This is a genomic window from Dyella sp. LX-66 (assembly GCF_018599165.1).
GTDB classification, from domain to species: Bacteria; Pseudomonadota; Gammaproteobacteria; order Xanthomonadales; family Rhodanobacteraceae; genus Dyella_D; species Dyella_D marensis.
On sequence record NZ_JAHFVJ010000010.1, the window covers coordinates 1 to 20,491 of the forward strand.

A 20,491-nucleotide genomic window follows, 5' to 3' on the forward strand; every position below is an offset into this window, starting at 1 on the left:
AACTCGTCGGTGAAACGTTTGCTGGTCATAGATCCTCCGATCCTCAATAGACACTATCAGGTGTCTACGGAATCGGGGGCGTACCACGGTGCTGCGGCCACTGAGGGCGCCGAAGTAGCGACCGGTCTGCTTTGCTTTTGGCAATTTCACCGCTGCGCTTCTCAAAACGCGCGCGCCATGTTTCTAGCACCGTGATGTCGGCAAGCAGTTCATCCGGATCGGGCACCGCGACACCCCATCGACGCCTTGTCATGCTCAAAGTTCGAACATTTCGTCATGCCGGTAGTGATCTGCGCATAGTCTTCGTCGTCGACAATGACCCCGGCGACTCGCTGCGTTCCCACAACCGAGCTCGTGCGCTACATGGTGGGCAACGAACCTAGCGAACGTCGAGCACTAGCCATAGTCGGCATGAGCGCAAGCGCCTATCGCTATCAAGGTCGCTCCGATCGCAACGTGGCGCTTCGCGATCGCATCGTCGGCTTGGCGCAGCGCCAGCGACGGTGTGGCGTCGGCATGATCTACCTGAAGCTTCGGCAGGAAGGACTTGTGGTGAACTACAAGCGCGTCGAGCGGCTGCACCACCGATCCTGCCCTAAGTTTGACCAAATGAGGTTTGTCCTCTCGCCGTAGGTATTGAGTGACTCCGTCTGAGGCTGTTCGCGCAACATATCTATATGTTGATCAGCAGGCTAAGGCTTGAGTGCTGACCTCTTCTGCGCCAAGCCACTGCCCCGTCTTGCGGTGAATGCGAAGCACCCGAGGGTGACCGCCATGCGGTATTAGGACCAGATCTAGCGCAGGGCCGGCTGGCTCGTCGGGCTCAACTCCCACTCGGTACACGACGATACGGGCGAAGGTGTCGGCCACGAGTTGCCGTGCTTTCAGCCGCGCATCGTAATCCTGGCTCTTCACGCCAATCACTAGTTCACGCCAAGCGTCGGCGGTCGTCGGCGCCTTCCGAGATACGGCTGCCCATTCCGCGTCGGCGTCCGCCATCTCGTGCCGCAGCCGCTCGCCTTCATTCTCCAGTTCGCGGACCTTACGAAGAATGATCGCTGGCGCTGCCCCGTCGTCTTGCAGCAGTGCATCGGTCAGGCGCTTGAGCTGCGTCTCCACGTCGGCAACGCGTGCCTTGGCGACGGCGAGTTTCTGGCGAGCAGGCGGATCGACGGCGCCGCGATCCAGCAGGGCATCCAGGTTGATCTGGTCCGAACAGAAGTCCAACAGCGCCCGTTCGATCGGGGCAATGCTCGTGCTGCCGCCCACAGGACAACGGCGATAGGCCTGCCCTGAGCCGCATGACAGGCGACGGTAGGTGTCATGGAGCCGGCCGTCATCGTCTTTTTTCCGGCTCATGAGGTTCTGAGCCACCATGGCCGACCCGCAATACCCGCACTGAGTAAGGCGCAGGCCGGTGATGATCCCCGGCAATTCGCCTTTGCCCTTGCGCCGGCCCCGCTGTCGGATTTGGCCCTGCAGTTCGTCGAACGCCTCTGGACTCAGCAGGGCGGGGTAGTAGTCGGACAGGGTGTAATCGACGCCATCGACCGACAGGGTTTTCGTACCACGCAGGGCGGGCAGACGAAATAGCTTATAGAGATGGGTTGCCCGGCTCCCCTTAGCTGAGATGGACAGCCCGGCGGCATTGAGCCGATCCACGATGGCCAGCGGACCATGCCCGGCCCGAAACAAGTCGATGGCCATGCGGACGGCTTCGACCCGTTCCGGGATGAGCTTCCAGCCATCCGAATGCCACGCCAGCCATTGGGGATCCTTGCCATTGCGAATGCGACTGCGGTAAGCGCCGTCCAACCACCGCTCGCACTGACGTCGAATGGCGGCTTTGACCCGCTTGCTCTTGGTATCGCTTTCCTCATAGGCCCGAATCATCACCAGCAAGCTGTGGATCAGCTCCATGGGATTAGCCTTCAGTCGTTCCCGGTTGTACTCCCTGCCATCGCTGGCAGTCACCACGGTGATGCCGGCATGGATGATCTGGGCGAGCTGTGTCTGGGCTAGGAGAGGTTCGGCGCGGCTCAGTCGATCCAGGCCTTCCACGACCAGCACGGACCCCGCGGCAATCCGGCCCTCGTCCACGGCGCTGAGGAAGGTGCCCAGGGCTCCTTGTTTCACATGGCGCTGGTGGTAGGCGCTCAATCCTTCGTCACGGAGGGAGAGCGATGCATCGAGCTGCAACTGTCGGCTCTTGGCCCAGGTAGCCGCATACTCGGTCTGGCGATCGGCACTACTGCCGGTGGATTGTCGAGCGTCACTGAAGCGTAAGTAGCTATAGACCTTGATGTTTGTATCCACGTGAAGCATCGATCCCTGAGTAGACTGCGAAGTCTATATGGAATCTCATATGGCTGCCCAAAGAAGAAGTAACCAAGAAGAAAGGGCACCCTGCTTGGCGCCCTCAGCAGCGCAGCTGCTGAGGGTCCGTGAGGGCTGGCCGGGCTTTTTGACAGGGCATCCTTGCCCTGATCAAAAAGGCGGGGACATCGTGTCCCCGCCCCCTGCGGGGCCTTTTCGTCCAGCCCTCACCGCCGGCGCCAAGGGGACCCTGAAGATCAAGAGCAAAAGCGCACAAGCGGAACGCCGCGGCTGCGCCGCATGCTCTTCGTTCGATTTTCGCCCCGCCCGTCATCTCCCTCTCCCCGCCGGGGAGAGGGTTGGGGTGAGGGGCCGGTGCTGGCCCCACCGCTCACTGTTGGCAAATCAAAAGCCCTTTCCTTTACCCGAGATCAGCTACAAGATCGCCCCTTCGCCTGGACGGCCATACCCCGAGCCACCACGCCATCCTCAGCAATTTCACCCCGAGCGAGTGGCCCCGAGCCGCGTACGTGACCGACATTCACTCCCCCAGCGGCTCCACATCGAACAAGACCGTCAGCGCCCGCCACCGGACGCTTCACAGCCGCTGCTGCTCCATGCTGCTGCTCGTCTGCGCTTTGCTCGGAATCAGCGCTACGGTCAGAGCAAACCCGGCCTTCGACTACCGCGTGGGCATCCGCCTCTACAGCGGCGACGACGGTCTCCCGCAGTCGCATGTGAATGCCATCGTCCAGGCCCGCGACGGTTATCTGTGGGTTGGCACCTTTGGCGGTCTGGCCCGTTTCGATGGCACCACCTTCACTATCTTTCATGGCCGCTCGCGTTCGGGATCGGGACGCATCGACGCTCCTGCCAGCGATCGCATCACCTCGCTGCTCGAAAGCCGCGATGGAAATCTGTGGATCGGGACGGAAGACGCCGGATTGAGCATCCGCGGCCGCTCCGGCTTCCGGCATCTGCCGGTATGCGCCGCGAGCTGCCAGGTCAACGCGATGCTGCAGGGAGGGGATGGTGCGATCTGGGCGGCTACCAATGCGGGGTTGTTGAAGCTCGATCCGGTCAGCGGGGAGGTGCGCTGGAGCGAGCATTCGAGTCCGGTGGGCGACAACCAGCTGGCGATGGATCGGGCGGGGACGTTGTTTGTCGGTGGCAATAACGGCTTGCATAGGGTCGACGGCGATGCGTTTCGGAACATCGCCTTGCCGGCGAACGACCGCACGGTGTGGCTGCTGCGACTGGATGGCGACAGCTTGCTGGTCGGCACGGAGACCGAGCTTTACCGCTATACGCCGGCCATGCAGCGCTGGCTGGCGCTGGGCGTGGCGCAGCCCAGGGATGCGGCGCAGGCGCCGGACGGGCGCTGGTGGGTGGCGCAGGCCACGGGGGGCGTGCTGGCGCAGGACGGGCGTGGGGGATGGCAGGAAGCGCCCGAGCTGTCGGTGCCGGGCGTGGCCAATCTCACCTGGGACAACGAGGGCAATCTGTGGGCCGGCAGTGGGCATAACGGCTTGCTCAAGGTGCGTGCGCCGCTGTTCGGGCTGGTGGGCGAACGCAGGCTGGGTACCGCGATGGCTGGCCGTGCGATTGCCGCCGATGGCGAGGGCGGGCTATGGCTGGGTTCCGCCTGTGGCGGTCTCTTTCATTGGGATGCCGACGGCCGCGCGCGTGCGGTGCCGATGCAGCCGGCGCTCAGCAGCTCCTGCGTCTTCAGCCTGCTGCTGGATCGCCAGGGCCGCCTGTGGATCGGCACGGCGAACGGAGACCTCGGCCTGCTCGACAACGGCGCGGTGCGGCGGGTCGACACCTGGCCGAGCAAGGAGCCGGTCAATGTGTGGCAGCGCGGCGACGGTGCTTATCTGGTCTCCACCGGTGGCTCGACGTTCGCGCTCGACATCGATGCCGGCGGACGCATCGTCCGCCGCCAATCCATCGACGCCCTGCGCGGCATGCGCATCGGCAGCGTGAGCAAGGCGCTGCGTGGCGGCTACTGGTTCGTGGGCGATCATGGCGCGTGGCGATTGCAGGGCGGGCAGGTCGCCGAGCATTGGACGGTGGACGACGGGCTGTCCTCGCGCTTTGCGCGCGCGCTGCACGAGGACGCCAGCGGCAGCTTGTGGATCGGCACCTACGGCGGCGGACTCAACCGCATCAAGGACGGCCGCATCCAGTACTACGACCGCAGCAACGGCCTGTTCGACGACACCGTGTCCTGCATCGAGGACGACGGGCGCGGGCGCCTGTGGCTGGCGGGCAATCTCGGCGTGACGGTATTGCCGTCGCCGGGGCAGGCGGGCGCTTCGATCGAGTCGGTGCGTTTCGCCGAGCGCGACGGCCTGATCCCCGCCGAAATCAACGGCGGCGGTTCCGTCGCCTGTTATCGCGACGGGCAGGGGCGGCTGTGGTTTTCCCTGGTGTCGGGCTTCGGCGTGCTCGATCCGGCCAAGGTGCCGGGCACCGATCCCGCGCCGCCCACCTCGCACGTGGAATACGCGGCGGTGAACGGCCATGCGCTGGATCTTTCCGGTCCGCAGCTGGTGCTGCCGCCGTTCTCGCGCAACCTGGAAATTCGCTACACCGCGGTCAATCTCGGGCGCCCGCAGGAAACCCTGTTCCGCTTCCGCCTGGCTGGCGTGGATCGCGACTGGGTCGATGCCGGGCAGAGCCGCAGCCTGCTGTATCCGGTGGTGCCGTGGGGCGTGCACCAGCTCGAGGTGCAGGCGCGCGTGGTGGGTGGGCCGTGGGTGTCGGCACCGGCGGTGCTGACCATCGTGCATCCGCAGCCCTGGTATCAGCGGCCGTGGATCTGGACCCTGATCACCTTGCTCGGCCTGCTGGTGCTGGTCGCCGGCGGCCGTTCGGACGGGATCGGCGCTTCGGCCTGGCGGCGCCTGCGCTCGTAGCGGCTTTCAGGCTTCCGCCGTCTCGCCGCCGGTCGGCGGCAGCCGTATCTCGATGCGCGTGCCGCGGCCGGGCTGGCTGTCCATGGCGATGCTGCCGCCGCAGTCGGCCACGAAGCGGTGCACGATGCTGAGCCCGATGCCGGTGCCTTCGCCGCGCGGCTTGGTGGTGAAGAACGGCGTGGACGCATGCGCGAGCACGTCGGGCGCCATGCCGACGCCGCCGTCCTCGATGCGGATCAGCGCATGCGTGCCGTCGACGTGGGCCGAGACGCTGAAATGGCCGCCCTGCGGCATGGCGTCGGAGGCATTGCTGGCCAGGTTCAGCAGGGCCAGTTCCAGTTCGTCGCGATCGGCCCGCACCAGCAGATCGCCGGCGGAGATATCGAATTCCACCTTGATGCGCGGATGGAACATCGCGGCGATCAGCGCCGACATTTCGTCGATCGCCTCGCCCAGGTCGAACACCGCCATGTCGCGGCTCTGCGGACGGCTGAAGCTGAGCAGGCGGCGGGTGAGGATGGTGCCGCGCCGGGCCGCGCGCTCGATGCGCGACAGCGCCATGTCCGGCCCGCCGTTGGAGGCGGGCGAAGCGACCAGGCCCAGGATCACGCTGAGGATATGGTTGAAGTCGTGGGCCACGCCGGTCGACAGGCGGCCGATCGCTTCCATGCGCTGCGATTCCAGCAGCCGCGCATAGGCCTGGTCCTTCTCGTCCATGGTGCGCTGCAGTTCGCGGTAGGCGGCATCCAGTTCGTGGCTGCGCGCGATGGCGCGCTGCGAGGAAAGGATCAGGCGATCCAGGATGGTCGCCAGCACCAGGAAGTTCATGCCGGACAGAAACAGGCTGGACCAGGTTTCCGCGCCGGCCACGGCATTCGTCGCGCCATGCAGGTCGCTCCACGCACCCAGCAGCACCGACAGCACGCTGCCCAGCGCCACCCACCACACCGCGGCGCGGCCCAGCAGCAGGCCGGCCAGCAGCAGCGGCAGCAGGTGGATCATCAGCAGGTCCGGCTGGGCCTGCAGTCCGTAGACGGCGTAGTTGATGCCGATCAGCAGCAGGCTGCCGATCACCGTGAGGCTGGCCGAGCCGCGGTAATAGCCGGCGCGTGCCAGCGCGAAGCAGGCCCATGCGTAGGCGCCGATGGCCATGGCGGTCCACGCATCCTGGGGTTGCGCGGCATCGGTACCGCGCTGCGTCGCGATGGCGGCGATCGAGGCCACCGTGCCGACCGCGGCGAGAATCGCCTGCAGCATCCGGTCGCTGCGCGGTTCGGCGGTAGGGAAGGGCAGCGGCCGCCGATGCGTGAAGGACTGCAGCGGATTCGAGGAGGCTTCGGTGGACATGGCGACCGTGTCGACAGGTGGAATGGGGCGGGGATGCCACGGCGGACACAAGGATCAGGCGCACCGATTCGCGCCGCTGCCTTGTGCCGGGCACGCATTGTAGGGCGCTCGCTGCGCAAGCCCAGCTTCGCACTTTATCCGTGACATCGGCTTCACACCCGAGCGTTGTAGTCTCCGGGCGTTTTCAGGGGGCTGAATCCACGATTTCCGCAACAAAAGCATGCCGGCGTCCGTAGGTATTCACGGCGTCCACATGCGGCTGTCGCCCCCGTGCTGTGGTGGTCTTGAGGCACCTCGGGGAGTCCAGCCAGCTCGCCCGTCCATGCGTCGACGTTGGCTGGAGCACATCACTTCTAAAGCGTAGTGGGGCGGACCGACAGATCGGTCCAGGGAGCGCTCTATGAAAGACATCGTTCGCCTGCGGGCAGCCGCTTTGCGTATTCCTGCGCGGGTCGCAACGACCGTTCTGCGCAGCCATGCCGAATGGGGCAACACGGAATAGTTCCATCCATCCGCGAGGCGGTGCAATGCACTCGCCCCGGCACGCATGCGTTAACCGGCGGACATTTCATTTTCTTTCTTTGCGGTAACGACGGAAGCGGCGCACGGCCCGGCCGGCTCGTGTCGCGCGCCTCCATTCTTCAGACAGGGGGAATCGTCATGGCAGACAGCAGCAGCACCACCAATAAGTCCCGTTCGATCAGCACGGCACCGGCGTCGATCTCGACCGCCACCTTTACCGTGGCCGATTATCTGTTGACGCGGCTCAAGCAATTGCAGGTCACCGAGGTCTTCCAGATACCCGGCGACTACGTCAAGCACTTCACCCAGGCGCTGGAATACTTCGACGGCGTCACCGCAATCGGCGCCATCAACGAACTGGATGCGGCCTACGCCGCCGACGCCTATGCGCGCACCCGCGGCCTGGCCGCCGTGTCGCTGCAATTCGGCGTCAGCACCTATAGCGCGCTCAACGCGATTGCCGGCGCCTGGGTCGAGCGCAGCCCGATCGTGGTGATCAGCGCCACGCCCGGCGCCGACATGCGCGACATCACCGACATGTACGACGTGCTGTTCCACCACTCCACCGGCGACCTCAATTCGGACCGCGCCATTTACGAGTACGTGACCGTCAAGGCGATCACGCTCAGCACCAACGTGGGCGCGGCCGAACAGATCGACGAGCTGCTGGTCGAGGCGATCACCCAGAAGCGCCCCGTCTACATCGCCTGCTACAAAGAGGTGTGGGGCCAGCCCTGCGCGCGCCCGCCGGCCACGCCGCTCAAGCCGCGCGTCACGCGCAGCCCCGAGCTGGCGCTGCGCAATGCGGTGGACCAGGCCTGGATGCAGATCACCCAGGCCAAGCAGCCGCTGATCTTCGCCGGTGTCGAGGTGCTGCGTTTCGGGCTCTCCGGCCTGCTGCAGAAGATCATCGACGCCAGCGGCCTTCTCTACACCACCACCAGCCTGGGCAAGGCGGTGCTGGACGAGCAGGGCGACAAGTTCATCGGCACTTACTCGGATGCGGCCTCGATCGAGGCAGTGCGCGAGATCGTAATGGCCTCGGACTGCGTGCTGACCCTGGGCGCCATCATCACCGACGACTACCTCGCCTTCATCGAGAGCAAGTACGGAAGCATGGTGCTGGCCGACACCGACGGCGTGCGCGCCGGCTATTTCAAGTACGGCGACGTCACCATGCAGGACTTCATGGAAGCACTGCTGGCGCGCTTCGTCGCGAGCAAGGCTTACCCGATCAAGGCCAAGGCGCCGCCGCAGCCGAAGTATCCCAACCCGTGGGCGGCCAACTCCGACCCGGTCTACGACGTCGATCCGCAGATCATCACCTACAACCGCTTCTTCGCGAACACGATGAAATTCCTGCAGGACAAGAACCTGCTGAAGGACATCGTGATGACTTACGGCGTGAGTTCCGCCATGTACGTGGCCACCAACTGCTATGGCCTGTCGCAGGGCAGCTTTATCGCCTCGGCGGCGTGGCAGTGCATCGGTTTCGAGACCGGCGCGGCCTCCGGCGCCCAGCTGGGCAGCGGCAAGCGCGCCTGGACCGTGGCCGGCGACGGCGGCTTCATGATGGTCTGCCAGTCGCTGTCCACGCTGGCGCGCAACCAGCTCAACGCGGTGATCTTCGTGATGAGCAACCAGGTCTATGCGATCGAGCAGGTCTACGTGGACATGTCCGCGTTCAAGCCCGGCCCGAAGCACAAGTTCGATGCCTTCGACATCCTGCCCAAGTGGGACTACCTCGCCCTGGCCCAGGCCTTCGGCGCGGAAGGCATCCGCGTGACCACGGTGGACGAACTCAATGCGGCGCTGCCGCGCATCGCCAAGATCAAGAACAAGCCTGTGCTCGTCGAAGTCGTCATTCCGCAAAAGGATCTGCCCGGCCAGATGTACCGCCTCGGCAGCGAGTAATGCTGCCAGCCACTCTCATACAGGGAGCTACAGAACCATGACACAGAAGACCTATGCGATCTTCGGGGCCGGCGCCGCCGGCCTCTACACGGCCTGGCGGTTGCTCAGCGGCCAATCCAAACAAGCCAAGTTCAATGCCAAGCAGCTGAAGAAGGGCGACATCCTGGCGCTGCACGACTGGGGCCGCTACGACTTCACCAAGCGCCATCCGGGCACCCGCGCCGCGGGCGCGCGCGTCTGCACCTGGCATTACAACAACGACAAGACCAACTCCTACGTCGAACTCGGCGGCATGCGCTATTCGCACTGGAACCGGATTCCGACCAAGGAGTTCCCGGATCCGAACAACGGCCTGGCGCCGGGCCACCGCGTGGTCACCGCGGTGATTTCGCTGCTGGGGCTGGACAAGTATTCGGTGCCGTTCAATGTCACCAATAACCAGCTGTTCTATCTGCGCTCGCGCAATTTCTATCTGAACGGCATCACCTCGAATACGCCGGCGCCGTATGCGGTGAACAACTTCGGCGCGTCCACCACGCCCGACCAGGGCTTCACCATCGTGCAGGACCTGGCGACCACCAAGCCATGGGCCGATTTCACCCGCCGCGACTGGTGCTCGTTCTATCAGCACGGGCGTATCACGGCGAAGCTGCCGGAGGCCAGCGTGTTCCAGCAGGGCGATTACCTGAAGGATATCGGCTACTGGAACCTGCTTTACGATCAGCTCGGTTCGGAAGGCTACGACTACGCGGCCGACGGCAACGGCTACAGTTCCAATGTGATCAACACGCATGCCGGCGTGTCGTTCAATATCAACAACGAGTTCACCCCGGGCAGCCAGTACCGCACGCTGTCGATCGGCTACTCGGGCATGTTCAATGCGCTGTTCGAGGAGATCCTGAAGCTGGCCAAGGCCAAGGGCATCGACTTCCGCTACCACCCCGACACGCGCCTGCATTCGATCCTGTCGAAGTCCGGCAAGGCGGTTTACACCACCGCGCTGCGTGCCGATCCCAATCTCCCCGTGGGCGGGGGCGAGGCCGATGCCGCGTGGATGGCGATGCCGCGCGCCGCGATCGACCTGGTGGCGCAGGCCACGCGTTTCCGCGCGCCGGCCAAGGGCGAGGTGGACGTGCTCAATCACGAGAAGGTGAGCCTCTATCTCGAAGCGACCATCATGCAGCCCTCGTACAAGATCGGCATGTTCTTCGACCAGCCGTGGTGGTCGCCCGACATCGACAATCCGGCGCCGTATCCGGCCATGGTGGTCGGCTACACCATTACCCCCGACACCATCGCCGGGCTGCGCGCGCAGAAATTCCCCGCCGCCGCGTTGAAGGCGATGGCGACGATGATCGAGGTTCCGTACGAGTCGGCCGGGGACATGGTGAAGGCGATCGAGAACATCACCGAGCAGGCCTTGACCATTCAGCAGGTCAAGCAGCTCACCGCGGCGTCGCGCAACGACACCATCGGGCCCAGCGTCACCAATTCGCCGATCCGCATGGTGGTGTACTTCGGCAACAACGCGACCACGCCGAAGAAGAAGCCGGTCTACGGCATCCTGGCCAGCTATGACGACGAGGACAACACCGCGTTCTGGCACGAGCTGGAACTGGGGCCCAAGCGCCTGCGCGAGATCCCCAGCTCGTCGGACACCCAGCCCCTGGAGGGGCCGCGCAAGGTGCCCGCGCGCATGGTGAAGATGCTGCGCAAGATGCTGGCCGAGCTGCACTTCGGCCCGAACACGGACTACACCGCCGTGCCGGAGCCGCTGGAATCGGCCTACATGGACTGGGCGCTGCCGCCGTTCAATGCCGGCTATCACGAATGGGCGCCGCACTACGACATCGGCGACGTGCAACGGAAGATCCGCAAGCCCTCGCAGCTGATCAAGGGCGCCGATGCCGACATCTTCATCGTCGGCGAGGCTTATTCCAACGACCAGGCCTGGGTGGAGGGCGCCTACTGCACCTCGGAATCGGTCTTGAACGATTTCTTCGGCATCGAGCCGATCATCGACAACAAGGCCTATCCGTTTATCTGTCCGGAAGAGTCGGTGGTCGGCAATGCCGACGACGTCGAGAAGTTCCTGCGTAATATCGACCCGACGCGGCAATCGGAGGAGTCCGAGCCCGTGTAAGGGATCGCCTGCATGTTGTACGAGAAAGCCCCGCGATGCGGGGCTTTCTCTTATGGGCAGGACGGCGGGGGATTACTTGGTGGTATAGCCGCCGTTGATCAGGATGGTCTGGCCGGTAATCCACCAGCCTTCGCTCACCAGATGACGGATGAACGGCACCACGTCCTGGATATCCGTAAGGCCCGTCTTGGAGAACGGCGACAGCGCCGCGGCCCCTTTGTGATAGGCCACCGCATCCGCGCCTTCGGCCGGATAGAAGAACGGCGTATCCATCGGCCCCGGACCCACGGCCGTGACCGAGATGCCGCGCTCGCCGAACTCCTTGGCCGCCGCACGGGTGAAGTGTTCCACCGGCGCCTTGGTACCGGCGTAGGACGCATAGAACGGAGTGAAGGCACCGAGCAGCGAAGTGACCAGGGTGACCACCTTGCCGTTGTCGTTGACGTGGCGGCCGGCTTCCTTGAGGAAGAAGAACGCCGTCTTGGCATTCACTGCGGACATCTCGTCGTATTCCGCCTCGGTGATCTCCACCAGCGGCTTCTTCAGCACCTTGCCCACGGTATTGATGGCGATATCCGGCCGGCCGACCGCGGCGACCGCCTCGGCGAACAGCTTTTCCACCGCGGCGGCGCGGGTGAGATCGGCCTGGATCGCCACCGCCTGCGCACCCGTGGCTTTCACGGCGGCCACGGTCTCGTCCGCGGCGGCCTTGGTGGCGGCGCTGTTGTAGTGGACGACCACGGCCTTGGCACCGTGCTGGGCCAGATCGCGTGCGATCAGGCCGCCCAGGTTCTTGGCGCCGCCGGCGATCAGCACGGTTTTGCCCTTGATGGAATGATCTGCCATGACTTGTCTCCTGAGAGGTGAGGGTGAGACGAGTCTAGGCAGCGGCCTGCCGCGGATCATCCCGCTGCGGCGGGATGGATCATCCAGAAATTCAGACTAATCCTTATAGGAACAGGACGATCCACCGAGTCACTCGATGGATCGCACCTGTCGTCAGACGTCGTCGATACGAGTTTCGGAAAGCGCACCGAGGCTCAGCGACTCGGCGTATTCGCTAAGAAAGCGCACGGCGACGAACAAGCCTTCCACATAGGTCGGCGGCAACGGCCATTCACCGGGTGCATTCGGCTGTCCACTGGCTTGGCGCTCGCGGAAGGCATCGCTGTTGGCGAGCAAATCATTGATCACATTCACCGCCATATGTATGCCGGCCAGGCGGGTAAGCAAACGTTCTTGAGAATCTTCGACCTCGTCAGTGAGATAAATCGGGCGACCTAGGGGATTAGTCGCGGTGTTAATACGCAAATCGTCCGCGGAGGGGATGGTGTAGATATCTGCCGTATGATCCTTGCTAGCCATGATCGACTTTCCTATAGGAGTTGGTTGTGGTCAGCGGGCCGGTCGGGGTTGCAGCCCTACCGGCCCGCGCTTTTTTTGTGCTGAAAGAAGGATGGTCGCGTGCGAAGTGATGCAACACGCAACTTCGCCACGCTAGCAAAGCATGGTGTGAGTGTCTGTCGGGTGAGGACGACAGGAGAGAGGGGATTTGCGTAGGCGTGTTGCGGATGCGCGTGGTGCGTGGGAATGGCAATCGCGTTGAGGTTGAAGAGTTGTGGTGTCAGTGAGGTGCTTCAAAGGGCGATGTGTTAGTTGGAGTGCGATGTTTGTTGTGGATCGCTTCGAGTTTTTAAGAGCGAGTCGCTACGAAGTTCATCGCATCGCTCCGACCGGCCCCTCACCCCAACCCTCTCCCCGGAGGGGAGAGGGGGATGACGGCAGACGCGAAAATCGAGCGAAGAGCATGCGGCGCAGCCGCGGCGTTCCGCTTGCGCGCTTTTGCTTTCGCTCCTGCACTTGCTCTTGATCTACCGGGTCCCCTTGGCGCCGGCGGTGAGGGCTGGACGATCAGGCCCCGCAGGGGGCGAGGACAGGAGTCCTCGCCTTTTTGATCAGGGCATGGATGCCCTGTCAAAAAGCCCGGCCAGCCCTCACGGACCCTCAGCAGCTTTGCTGCTGAGGGCGCCAAGCAGGGTGCCCTCTCTTTTTGGTTACTTTTTCTCTGGGCACGCAGAGAAAAAGTAACTCGGGCCGCGGCAGCGGCACGAAACACTCGCCAAAGGCGAGACACCCAAGCGCCAGCGCAACATCAAGCGCAAAGGCCCTGGATTCCAGCTCTCGCTGGAATGACGAGCAAAGCGGATTCCGACCTACGTCGGCACAACGAGTAAGGGCGGATTCCGGCCCAAACCGGAATGACGAGAAGGTAGCGTCTCACGCCACCCCCATCTCCCTCTCAAGGTTCCCCACCACCCTCTGCAACAACCCCATCAACACCAAAACCTCCCCCTCCTCCAACCCCGCCAGCATCCTCCGCTCACCAAGATTCAACACCCTCTGCGCCTCAGGCAACTTGCCCAAAGCCAACTCCGTAAGGTGCACGAAGCTGCTGCGCCCATCCGCCGGATCGGCGCGCCGCTCCACCATCCCGTCGCGCTCCATCCGCGCCAGCGTCTGCGCCATCGACGGCTGCTCGATCTGCGCCATCTCGGCGAGCTGCTTCTGCGTCATCGGCCCGTGGTGCTTGAGCATGGCGACCACGGGAATCTGTGCGCCGGCCAGCCCCAGCGGCCGTAGCCGCGCATCGCCAGCGCGCAGCAGCAGCCGGCTGGCGCGGTTGATCAGCTGGCCGATGCGGGGGCGCATCGGGGTGGAAGCGGTCGATTTGCCCATTGACATAGGCTCCTATGCATCTCAGGATAAATAGCATCCTATCTTTTTCGGCGAGGGCCGGCAATGAAACCTCGTATCGCGATCGCGGGCGGCGGCCCTGGCGGTCTTACCCTGGCGCGCATCCTCCATCGCCATGGCTGGCAGGCCACGGTATTCGAGCGCGAGGCCGACCCGCTGGCGCGGCCGCAGGGCGGCACGCTGGATATCCATGAGGAGTCCGGCCAGCACGCGCTGGCGCTGGCGGGGCTCACCGACGAGTTCCTGCGCATCGCGCGCTACGAGGACCAGGGTTCGAAGCTGCTCGACATGCACGGCCGCGTGCTCTACGAGGAAGCCGACGCCGCCGGCGGCAACCGGCCCGAGGTCGACCGCACCGCCTTGCGCGCCATGCTGCTCGCATCCTTGCCTGACAACTGCGTGCGCTGGAACAGCGACGTGCGCGAAGTGCGGCAGAACGCCGATGGTGGCTGGCAGCTGCTGCTGGCGGACGGCTTCGCCGGCAACTTCGACCTGGTGGTCGGCGCCGATGGCGCATGGTCGCGCCTGCGCCCGCTGCTGTCGCCGTACCTGCCGCAGTACAGCGGCCTGGCTTTTATCGAGTTCGGCATTGACGAGGTGGACGACCGGCACCCCGCGCTGTCGCTGCTGGTGGGGCGCGGCAAGCTGGATGCGGAAGGCGAGGGCAAGGGCTTGATCGTCCAGCGCAACGGCAACGCGCACCTGCGCGGCTATGCCGTGTTCCGGGTGCCGATGGCGTGGGTGGAGCGCCGCTTCGATGTCGCCGATCCGGTGGCCGCACGCGCGGAGCTGCTGCGCCAGTTCGCAGGCTTCGCGCCGGAGCTGCTGGACCTGATCCGCGCGAGCAACGACGCCATCGCGCCGCGCTACATCCACGCGCTTCCCGTCGGCCATCGCTGGCCGCACCGCCGCGGCATCACCTTGCTGGGCGATGCCGCGCATCTGATGTCGCCGTTCGGCGGCGAGGGCGTCAATGCCGCAATGCTCGATGCGGCAGAGCTGGCCATGCAACTGGTGAGTGGCGGCGACTGGGATGCCGCGGTGGCGGCTTACGAGGCGCATATGTTCGAGCGGGTCATCGAGGCGGCCGAGGGTTCGGCGGAAGCCGCGGCGACCCAGCTTTCGCACGATGGGCTGGCTTTGTCGCTGGAGCATTGGCGCAGCCATGCGGCGCGACCCCAGGCGGCCTGAAGGCCGCCGCGGGAGAGGGCGCGGCGTACTCTGATAAGTCGCCAGGCGAGCTACGATATTTCGTGGTTACTTATCGGACTATTCCATGCCAGACCGAATCATCGAATCCGTTACCATCGAAGCGCCCCCGTCCACCGTATGGGAAAGCCTCACCCAGCCCGACCTCATGCGCGACTGGATGGGCGAGCCCGCCATGAAACTCGAAGTAAGCGCGGACTGGCGCATCGGCGGCGCCGTCAGCGTGCGCGGCGTGCACACCGGCCGCTTCGAGAATCGCGGCAAGGTGCTGGCCTTCGAACCGGAACGGCGCTTGAGCTATACGCACCTCAGTTCCGTATCCCGACTGCCGGACGAGCCCTCCAGCTACACCGTCTTGGAGTTTCGCCTTACACCGCTGGGCGAACAGACCCGGCTGGACTTCGAGGCGCACACCTTCCCCACTGAAGTGATCTTCCGCCATCTCGCTTTCTACTGGGGCGGCACGCTGGATGCGATCGCGCGACAGGCGGCATCCCGCCATGGCCGCGAAAAGCATGCGTGATATTCCTAAGAAATCAGAATTGACTGAATGAGCCACGCCGGGAAGCCGCTCGCACATTAGGTTTTTCTGCGACTTTTCCTGCTTTTGCAGCCTGCGGTCCCTTATCCATTTCCTAGTGTTTTGGATCGCGCCGATTGCTTTTCTGCGCACCGCTGTTGGAACGTTGCTGTAGGCGAGCGGGAAGAGCGTTGTAGGCCATCGGCATGGGAACGAGCAGATTCTTGATCGGCCGGCTACCGGCGATGGCCTTGGCAGCCTGCCTGTGTTTTTCCGGCGCGGTCCGCGCGGCGGACCTGTACTGGTGCGACGGATGCACGCCGGAACAGGAGAAGGCCATGCTCGGGCGCGTCGAACACGGCCAGGCGTGGTCCGAGGTCTATGTAGGGGATCCCTCCACGCGCACCCTGCACAAGTACGGCGTGGCCCGCAGCTGGGGCCAGGCGCTGCCGTACGATGTGCGGCGCAAGTGGACCGAGCCGGAAGTCGAATCGGCGTTCGCGCAGCTGCTGCGCTTTCACGACGCGGCGCCGATGGGTTGGAAGAAGACCTACACGCTGCGCATCGTCGATTCGGCCAGGGAGGCGGTGGATTACTTCAACCGCAAGGTCATCCCGGTCTCCGACTACCCCGATCCCGGCATCTCGGTCTACGACGTGCTGGAGGACGCGCGCCAGCGCCGCTATTTCGAAGGCTATGTACAGGCGGACATCCTGCGCCGGATTCCGCTGGACCTCGGCATCACCCGGCGCAGCCTGGCCTATCTGCACACCACCGACAGCGCGCGCAGCCCGGTGGTCAGCGTGCTGGTGCAGTTCACCGACGGCAGCCGCATCGCGGCCAGGCTGGATATCGCCGACGGCCTGATGGTGAAGATCGACGAGCGCAGCGCGCGCGATCCGCGCAACCGCGCCGTCTCGGCCATGCCGGCCGCGGATGGCGGGCGGGCGCGCATCCATGCGGCGGAAGCGGGCGAGGGCGGCAGCTGGGCAAGCCGCGATTACATCGCCGACGCACTGCCCGGCATGGGCGGCTGAGCCGCAATTTCAGAGTTCGCCGCATGGCGCGCGGCGTCGTGCTTGCCCATGCTGTACCTGTCCCGGCACCGAAGGCGGCGCTCTCCGAGGCGCTGGGTCCGGGGCAATAGCCCGTGCGTTCCTGCGGTGACGCATACCGCAGTCGTTCTTCCCCCGAGACGGATTTCTCGGGGGTTTTTTTTGGGCCTACCCCCAAGGCCGCGCCGCGCATCCAGGAATGTGACGAGGCCAGCAGATGCCTGCCATGGCGGCTTGCGCCTCTCCACTCCTTGCCGCCATTGCGCTAGCTTCCGCCCGGTATCCACGCGCGCCCCGGCGCCGGCCTGACGTTGCGCCTGGCCGACGCCTACGACCGTGTCATCGGGCGCCGACATTGAAGGAAGGGGGAGTACCCGATGTTCGTTCGCCGTCCGAGATGGCCCGCCTGGCCGGTGCTGCTGGCTTCGCTGTGCCTGGCCGCCTGTGCCCAGGTGCCGCTGAAGTCCGGCCAGCCGGTGGTGGTGGCCGACCATGCGCGCTTCTCCTTTCTTACGCCGACCCTGGTGCGCATGGAGTACTCCCCCGGCGGCGCCTTCGTGGACGCGCCCACCGCGGTGATGCAGAAGCGCGACTGGGCGCCGGTCACCGTGCACGTATCGCGCGAGAAGGGTTGGCTGGTGGCCGGCACGGACGCGATGACCCTGCGTTATCGCCTGAACTCCGGCCCCTTCAACGCCGACAACCTCAAGGTGACCTGGACCGCCGGAAAACCGGGTGAGTGGCACCCCGGCGCGGACGACGCGCAGAACCTCGGCGGCCTGACCTATTCGCTGGACAACGTCAGCAAGGCCAACCTCACCGGCAATCCGCTGGAAAGCCCGGTGAATGACGTGATCCCCGGCATCGAGGTGAAGCTGGAGAAAGCCAAGCCCGGCCTGCTCAGCCGCAGCGGCTACGCCTTCGTCGACGACAGCGGCACGCCGCTGTGGAACAAGACCTCGCAATGGATCGAGCCGCGCAAGGAGCGCAGCGGGCAGGACTGGTATCTGTTCGCCTACGGCAACGACTACCGCAAGGCGCTGGGCGAGTACGCGCAGTTGAGCGGCGAGATCCCGATGATCCCGCGCTACGTGCTCGGCCCGTGGATCACCGATTTCAATTTCGAATACTTCCCCGGCACCGCGGAAGCGAAGCAGCCCGCGTTCCAGCGCTACAACCGGAAGATGCTGGAGGACGAGGTCAGCCGCCTGCGCGCCGCGCGCATTCCGTTCGACACCCTGGTGCTGGATTTCGCCTGGCACAACTACGGCTGGGACGGCGGCTACGACTGGAGCCCGCTGATTGCGCAACCGGACCGCTTCGTCACCTGGCTGCACGGGCGCGGCGTGAAGCTCGGGCTCAACGATCATCCGGGCTATGCCAATACCAAGGAAAGCATCCTGTCCTTCGACGACAGCCATGCACCCGGCGTGCTGGAGGCACTGGGCAAGCCGCCGCTGGTGAGGCCGTCGTTCGATCTGGACCTGTCCGGCCGCTGGCGTTTCGCGATCGATCCGCGCGACGTGGGCATCAAGGCCAAGTGGTACGCGTCCGACTTCGATGCGCGCAGCTGGAAGAGCATCCAGACCGACCGCTCCTGGCAGGTGCAGGGCCAGCCGAACTATGCGGGCGTGTCCTGGTACCGCAGCGACGTGCGCCTGCCGGCCGATCTGCCCAAGACGCTGTATCTGGTGCTCGGCGAGGTGGACCAGAGCTACCGCATCTTCGTCAACGGCCAGGAGCTGCAGCACAGCCAGATCCAGTGGCCGCAGCGGTTGACCTATACCGACGTCGCGGCGGTGACCAAGCCCGGCGAGACGATCCACATCGCCCTGCGCGTGGAACCCGGCCGCGGCGGCGGCGGCCTGCTGCGCGGGCCGGTGGCGCTGCGCGACGTGCATCCGCCGGAACCCATCGCGTTCGATCTGTCCGACCAGCGCCAGGCGGAGGTCTTCATGCGCCGGCTGCACGAGCCGCTGATGCGCCAGGGCGTGGACCTGTGGTGGGTGGATGGCGGTGGCGGTGCCACCGGGATGCCGGGCCTCAATTCGCAGTTGTGGACCAACAAGGTGTTCTACGACTTCAGCGCGCAGGCTACCGGCAAGCGCGGCTTTATCCTCGGCCGCTACGGCGACTGGGGCAGCCAGCGCTATCCGGGCTTCTTTACCGGCGACACCTATTCGGAATGGCCGGTGCTGGCCTATGAAGTGGCGTTCACCGCGCGCGGCGGCAATGTGCTGGTGCCTTACATCAGCCACGATATCGGCGGTTTCCACGGCGCCAAGATCGACTTCGACCTCTACGCCCGCTGGATCGAGTTCGGTACCTTCAGCCCGCTGCTGCGCATGCACAGCGCCCATGCCAATCCGCGCGAGGGCAATACGCGCATGCCGTGGATGTATGGCGACAAGGGCCTGGCGCTGATGCGCAAATACTTCACCCTGCGCACCCAGCTGATTCCCTACATCTATTCCTACGCCTGGCTCGCGCATACCGAATCACTGCCGCTGCTGCGCCCGCTGTACCTGCAGCATCCGGAGCTGGAAGAGGCCTACAAGCAGCCCTACGAATACTTCTTCGGCGAAGACCTGCTGGTGGCACCGGTGCTCGACACCAGCGGCCAGCGCACGGTCTATCTGCCGCCCGGTCAGTGGGTCGATTTCTTCAAAGGCAAGCGCTATCAGGGCGACACCACCTTCACCGCCCGCTACGCCTCCGATGACACTCCCGTATTCGCCCGCGCCGGCGCCATCGTGCCGATGCAGCCACCGAGCGACTACTCGGACGCGAAGCCGCTGGACACGCTGATCCTGCACGTATTCGGCGACGGCGACGGCAGCTTCTCGCTCTACGAGGACGACGGCGTATCGCTGGATTACGACAAAGGCGGACACGCCATCACCACCATGCACCACAGCACCGGCCAGGACGGCACGCACGAGTTGACGATCGACGCCGCGCAGGGCGAGTTCAAGGGGCAGGTGCAGAAGCGCGCATACGAGCTGCGCCTTCATGCGGCAAAAAAGCCCGGTGCTTTGACCGTGGACGGCAAGCAAGGGCAGGCGTGGAAGTGGAATGCGAAGGAAGGCGTGGCGACGGCGACGGTGCCAGCGCGGTCGGTGCGCGAAGCGGTGCGCTTGAGTTGGCATTGAATGAAGCGACAATCCCGGCGTAGGTTGGGGTGAGCCGCAGGCGAACCCCAACACCCACACCTTCACGCACCTCGCCACGTTGGTATGGCAGGGTTTCACGTTGCGCTCCGAGAGACCCCTCACTTCTCCCTCTCCCCGGAGGGGAGAGGGAGAAGTGGGGTGGCGTCGCATACAGGGGCGAAGAGCAAAAGCTGGCCTCAGTCGCGGAACGTCCTCTCGGCAACGGCACGTTGAAGGACGCGTCACGTAAACGCACTGCCGTTTCGTGTCGACTCTGGTTAATCCGTTTCCACGGCCGCCACTGCTCCTTCTAGTCGCGTCGCGAGCCGTTGCTCTCAGGCCATTTCTTTTGGGTTACTTTTTCTTTGGGCCAGCAAAGAAAAAGTGACTCGGGCGCCGGCAGGCGTCCGAAATGCCCGCTGCATAAGCGGCCAAATCGCGTCAGCGCAAAAACTAGGCGATATCGCAAAAGGATCCCGGCCTACGCCGGGATGACGAGCAAAGGGCGGGCACCCGAAATGCCCGCCACACAAGCCCCCAAGCCGCGATATCGCAACATCTGGCGACACAACCAGAGGGGGCTGGCAGGGGCACACCCCAGCCCATGCAATCCATGCCAAGATGCCGCCCATTCCGTC

At 64.8% G+C, this 20,491-nt stretch carries 13 protein-coding genes and 1 pseudogene; 9 read left to right on the forward strand and 5 right to left on the reverse strand.

The genetic code is table 11. The features are described from left to right. Both KK141_RS17370 and KK141_RS17375 read left to right on the forward strand, forming a co-directional pair. Nucleotides 1-195: hypothetical protein (locus tag KK141_RS17370; protein ID WP_214587352.1), on the forward strand; the 195-nt coding region annotated here is incomplete at its 5' end. Between the two features lie 156 nt (nucleotides 196-351). Continuing rightward, a pseudogene (locus KK141_RS17375) lies at nucleotides 352-582 on the forward strand (IS3 family transposase); the annotation flags it as partial. 102 nt (nucleotides 583-684) lie between these two features. Here the strand turns inward: KK141_RS17375 and KK141_RS17380 are convergent. Beyond that, the gene (locus KK141_RS17380; RefSeq protein WP_345777623.1) at nucleotides 685-2,316 is read right to left on the reverse strand and encodes a recombinase family protein; all 1,632 of its coding nucleotides are present in this window, start codon (nucleotides 2,314-2,316) and stop codon (nucleotides 685-687) included. 617 nt (nucleotides 2,317-2,933) lie between these two features. Between KK141_RS17380 and KK141_RS17385 the strand changes: the two genes are divergently transcribed. Beyond that, entirely contained in the window at nucleotides 2,934-5,237 is a 2,304-nt protein-coding gene (locus tag KK141_RS17385) for a two-component regulator propeller domain-containing protein (RefSeq protein ID WP_214587353.1), read from the forward strand. A gap of 6 nt (nucleotides 5,238-5,243) precedes the next feature. On the opposite strand, the gene KK141_RS17390 is transcribed toward KK141_RS17385, so the two are convergent. Then, nucleotides 5,244-6,584 (reverse strand): ATP-binding protein, encoded by a 1,341-nt coding sequence (locus KK141_RS17390; RefSeq protein ID WP_214572990.1) that lies wholly within the window; start codon nucleotides 6,582-6,584, stop codon nucleotides 5,244-5,246. Between the two features lie 660 nt (nucleotides 6,585-7,244). On the opposite strand from KK141_RS17390, the gene KK141_RS17395 reads away from it, so the two are divergent. Together KK141_RS17395 and KK141_RS17400 are read left to right on the forward strand one after the other, a co-directional pair. Continuing rightward, nucleotides 7,245-9,020: a thiamine pyrophosphate-dependent enzyme gene (locus KK141_RS17395; protein WP_214572991.1), complete on the forward strand. Its 1,776-nt coding sequence runs from the start codon at nucleotides 7,245-7,247 to the stop codon at nucleotides 9,018-9,020. Nucleotides 9,021-9,057: 37 nt separating this feature from the next. Further along, on the forward strand, nucleotides 9,058-11,163 hold the full coding sequence (locus tag KK141_RS17400; protein ID WP_214572992.1) for an FAD-dependent oxidoreductase: 2,106 nt from the start codon (nucleotides 9,058-9,060) through the stop codon (nucleotides 11,161-11,163). Nucleotides 11,164-11,235: 72 nt separating this feature from the next. Here KK141_RS17400 and KK141_RS17405 read toward each other — a convergent pair whose 3' ends face one another. The 3 genes from KK141_RS17405 to KK141_RS17415 form a co-directional block, all read right to left on the reverse strand. Beyond that, nucleotides 11,236-12,009 carry an SDR family oxidoreductase gene (locus KK141_RS17405; RefSeq protein WP_214572993.1) on the reverse strand — a complete coding sequence of 258 codons (774 nt, stop codon included), beginning with the start codon at nucleotides 12,007-12,009 and terminating at the stop codon, nucleotides 11,236-11,238. 153 nt (nucleotides 12,010-12,162) lie between these two features. Further along, nucleotides 12,163-12,528, reverse strand: coding sequence for a hypothetical protein (locus KK141_RS17410; RefSeq protein ID WP_214572994.1), 366 nt, complete (start codon nucleotides 12,526-12,528; stop codon nucleotides 12,163-12,165). 912 nt (nucleotides 12,529-13,440) lie between these two features. Further along, nucleotides 13,441-13,899 (reverse strand): MarR family transcriptional regulator, encoded by a 459-nt coding sequence (locus KK141_RS17415; protein ID WP_214572995.1) that lies wholly within the window; start codon nucleotides 13,897-13,899, stop codon nucleotides 13,441-13,443. Nucleotides 13,900-13,962: 63 nt separating this feature from the next. Here KK141_RS17415 and KK141_RS17420 point away from each other — a divergent pair, with 63 nt between their 5' ends. From KK141_RS17420 to KK141_RS17435, 4 genes are all read left to right on the forward strand, one after another. Beyond that, nucleotides 13,963-15,108 (forward strand): NAD(P)/FAD-dependent oxidoreductase, encoded by a 1,146-nt coding sequence (locus tag KK141_RS17420; RefSeq protein WP_214572996.1) that lies wholly within the window; start codon nucleotides 13,963-13,965, stop codon nucleotides 15,106-15,108. An 85-nt stretch (nucleotides 15,109-15,193) separates the two neighbouring features. After that, nucleotides 15,194-15,649 (forward strand): SRPBCC domain-containing protein, encoded by a 456-nt coding sequence (locus KK141_RS17425; protein WP_214572997.1) that lies wholly within the window; start codon nucleotides 15,194-15,196, stop codon nucleotides 15,647-15,649. A 221-nt stretch (nucleotides 15,650-15,870) separates the two neighbouring features. Then, the gene (locus KK141_RS17430; RefSeq protein WP_214572998.1) at nucleotides 15,871-16,683 is read left to right on the forward strand and encodes a hypothetical protein; all 813 of its coding nucleotides are present in this window, start codon (nucleotides 15,871-15,873) and stop codon (nucleotides 16,681-16,683) included. A gap of 395 nt (nucleotides 16,684-17,078) precedes the next feature. Further along, entirely contained in the window at nucleotides 17,079-19,853 is a 2,775-nt protein-coding gene (locus tag KK141_RS17435) for a TIM-barrel domain-containing protein (protein ID WP_214572999.1), read from the forward strand. Nucleotides 19,854-20,491: the final 638 nt, after the last annotated feature.

What these genes read in the sequence shown, in the direction of transcription:
- KK141_RS17385 (WP_214587353.1), top strand. Translation starts at nt 2,934, where the DNA reads ATGCTGCTGCTCGTCTGCGCTTTGCTCGGAATCAGCGCTACGGTCAGA.
- KK141_RS17390 (WP_214572990.1), bottom strand. Translation starts at nt 6,584, where the DNA reads ATGTCCACCGAAGCCTCCTCGAATCCGCTGCAGTCCTTCACGCATCGG.
- KK141_RS17395 (WP_214572991.1), top strand. Translation starts at nt 7,245, where the DNA reads ATGGCAGACAGCAGCAGCACCACCAATAAGTCCCGTTCGATCAGCACG.
- KK141_RS17400 (WP_214572992.1), top strand. Translation starts at nt 9,058, where the DNA reads ATGACACAGAAGACCTATGCGATCTTCGGGGCCGGCGCCGCCGGCCTC.
- KK141_RS17405 (WP_214572993.1), bottom strand. Translation starts at nt 12,009, where the DNA reads ATGGCAGATCATTCCATCAAGGGCAAAACCGTGCTGATCGCCGGCGGC.
- KK141_RS17410 (WP_214572994.1), bottom strand. Translation starts at nt 12,528, where the DNA reads ATGGCTAGCAAGGATCATACGGCAGATATCTACACCATCCCCTCCGCG.
- KK141_RS17415 (WP_214572995.1), bottom strand. Translation starts at nt 13,899, where the DNA reads ATGGGCAAATCGACCGCTTCCACCCCGATGCGCCCCCGCATCGGCCAG.
- KK141_RS17420 (WP_214572996.1), top strand. Translation starts at nt 13,963, where the DNA reads ATGAAACCTCGTATCGCGATCGCGGGCGGCGGCCCTGGCGGTCTTACC.
- KK141_RS17425 (WP_214572997.1), top strand. Translation starts at nt 15,194, where the DNA reads ATGCCAGACCGAATCATCGAATCCGTTACCATCGAAGCGCCCCCGTCC.
- KK141_RS17435 (WP_214572999.1), top strand. Translation starts at nt 17,079, where the DNA reads ATGTTCGTTCGCCGTCCGAGATGGCCCGCCTGGCCGGTGCTGCTGGCT.